Source organism: Alishewanella maricola (genome assembly GCF_016343785.1).
GTDB lineage: Bacteria > Pseudomonadota > Gammaproteobacteria > Enterobacterales > Alteromonadaceae > Alishewanella > Alishewanella maricola.
In genome coordinates this window covers 1-2,582 of sequence record NZ_JAEINI020000029.1, presented here as the reverse complement: position 1 = coordinate 2,582, position 2,582 = coordinate 1, and the positions used below count along the sequence as shown (strand labels likewise).

General features: G+C 48.3%; 2 protein-coding genes. Both read right to left on the bottom strand.

Translation table 11 applies throughout. The annotated features are described in order from the left end of the window. Window positions 1–78: 78 nt before the first annotated feature. Window positions 79–825: an IS21-like element helper ATPase IstB gene (istB, locus tag JAO78_RS16490; protein ID WP_226752456.1), complete on the bottom strand. Its 747-nt coding sequence runs from the start codon at window positions 823–825 to the stop codon at window positions 79–81. Window positions 826–836: 11 nt separating this feature from the next. After that, window positions 837–2,375: an IS21 family transposase gene (gene istA, locus JAO78_RS16485; protein WP_226752455.1), complete on the bottom strand. Its 1,539-nt coding sequence runs from the start codon at window positions 2,373–2,375 to the stop codon at window positions 837–839. Between the last annotated feature and the right edge of the window lie 207 nt (window positions 2,376–2,582).

The following is a 2,582-nucleotide window of genomic DNA, read 5'->3' as shown; positions in this document are numbered from 1 at the left end:
GCGTATTTCGGTGATTCCGAACAGCGATCCCGGAGTTATCCGATCACCCGTTAGCCGTTCTTTTTCATAACTGTAGTTTTACGCTAAGTGATCGGATTGGTCTAGTTTTCTCATCGACTCTCCTGTTAATTCTATTCGGTGACTGTTGTGTAATAGCCTATCTAGTACTGCATCAGCGATCGTCGGGCTTGGGATCAGTTTGTACCACTCACTGGTCGGTATTTGACTGGCGATAATGGTGCTTGATTGCTGGTAGCGTATTTCCATCACATCCAACAAGTCGTTAGCCTGTCGCGCCGTTAATGCTTCCATGCCCCAATCGTCTAGAATGAGCAGTTTACGTTTAGCCAAGGTGCTAAGTTGTTGGCGGTATGAGCCGTCGGCGTGGCCGATATGTAGCTCATCTAACAGCTCACCGAGCCGGTAGTAACGTACACTGTGATGTTGATCGCACGCTTGTGTAGCCAGCGCGCAGGCAAGGTACGTTTTACCGCAGCCCGTTGCCCCCGTTAGGATAATATTCTGGTTGTAGTGCAGATATTGACCGCTGAGTAAGGCGGCCACTTTATCTTTTTTAAGCCCTCGACTCGCTCGATAATCTATATGGCTAGCTCGGGCATCCACCCGTAACTTAGCCTGGCGAGCCAACCGCTGTACTTTGGTATTGTCACGACACAGTAGCTCATGTGTTGCCAGCAAGCCTAATCGCTCTTCGAAGCTCATGTCAGTGTAAGTAGTCGGTTGCGCCTGCTGCTGTTGTAATGCTTGGGTAAAATGGCCAAGCCTTAACGCGCGCAGTTGCTCATGTAATGTCGATAAACTCATCTCAGTTCTCCTTATTGATAATAACGTGGACCACGGATGTTGTGGTGGGTCAGCGGTGGTGTGGCCTCTGCAATAGTGGTAATGCCGATACGTTCTTTGTTATTCACCAATAGGTTAGTAATGACTTTGAGGTAGGGCTGCTCCAGTAGCAGAGCTCGTTGGCTAGCCGCTTCAAGCCTGTCGTTGCTATACTTTTTAGCCAAGATCAGGATTGCAAGGCAGCTTTTAATCGCCTGCTCAGGATGTTGGCGTCGTTCAAGTTGGAAGCTAATGACTGCTCTGACGCCATTGCCTATGCTGTCAGCCCAACTCAGTAATCTTTCCGCGCTCCAGCGCTGTTTGATATGCGCATCTGGCATGTGCTCTTTGACGGTAGTGAACCCGCCGTCTTGATGTTTTCTGGGGTGCTGTGCCACCACTTTTCCTTGGTAGTACACGCAGATGATTTGCGCGGTCGCTTCAACAGTGACAGTATGGCTGACCAGATTATGTGGGACAGAGTACGCGTGTTTTGCATACAGCACATGATAGTCAGGCCCGACACGCGCTTGCTTGCTATCGATGTACTCGTAGGGATAGGCCGGCAATGGCATCAACGCAGGCTTATCAAACCGAGTGTAAAGTTCATAACGAGAGCCGGGATGTACGCGTTGCTGACGATGATTAAGATCATGCAGCAGCTCTCGGATCCGCTGATTCAAACTACTGAGTGTGTAAAAATATTCATGGCGTAAACGCATGAGGATCCAGCGTTCAACAATCAAGACCGCGTTTTCAGCTTTTGATTTATCTTTGGGTTTATAAGGCCTCGCGGGCATGACGGCGGTGCCATAATGCCTTGCCATGCGAGCATAATTTTCATTGATAACAGGCATGTAACGATGAGTTTTGGTGACTGCTGAACGCAGATTATCCGGCACCAACAAACGCGGGATCCCCCCAAAGAACTGGAAGGCACGAGTATGAGCCATGATCCAGTCCTCCAGCTGCTGAGAGCGTCCTGCTTCAACATAGGTGTAATTAGAGGCACCCAAGGTCGCAACGAAGATTTGCGCACAAAAGCCAATCTCGCCGGTATCAGGGTTAAGAATGGGCACGGTTGGGCCGCAGTAATCAATAAATAACTTGTCACCGGCTATGTGAAGCTGCCGCATGCTGCGCTTGAGGCTTTTAAGCCACGTTTGATAATGCTCACAATATTGTGTGTAACCATAGGCAGTGGCGGGATCCGCATCACGATATTCCTGCCATAACAACAGCTTTGTCATACCTTTGCGTTTTAGCTCCTGATGCATGCAAACGAAGTCTGGTTGGCGTTTATGCCGAGAGGTGTTTTTGCCCTTATAGACAGCTTTCTCCAGTTCAGTATCACTGGTTTCTTCGCTCAAAGGCCAACTTAAGCCGCTAGCTGCAAAGCGTGACAAGATTTCGCTAACAGTGGCAGGGCCAACAGCGCAACACTTGCTGATGTCTCTTAAGCTGAGTCCAGCGTTAAAACGAAGTCTCAGAATGTCTTTAATTTTGCTCATGTCTGTTCTCTTTCTAGCCATGGTCAACGCCTACCTAAGTTAATTAAAATTAGGTAGAGCTTACCAGTTGATTTGATTAGAAAAAGAATGGCATTTCGGCATTCCGATCAGCTATTTCGGAAAAGGGCTAAAAGTGATCGGATAAAACCGAAACAAGCGATCGGATTAAACCGAAATGAGTGATCGGATTGAACCGAAATGAGTGTTCGGAATCACCCGAAACATGCA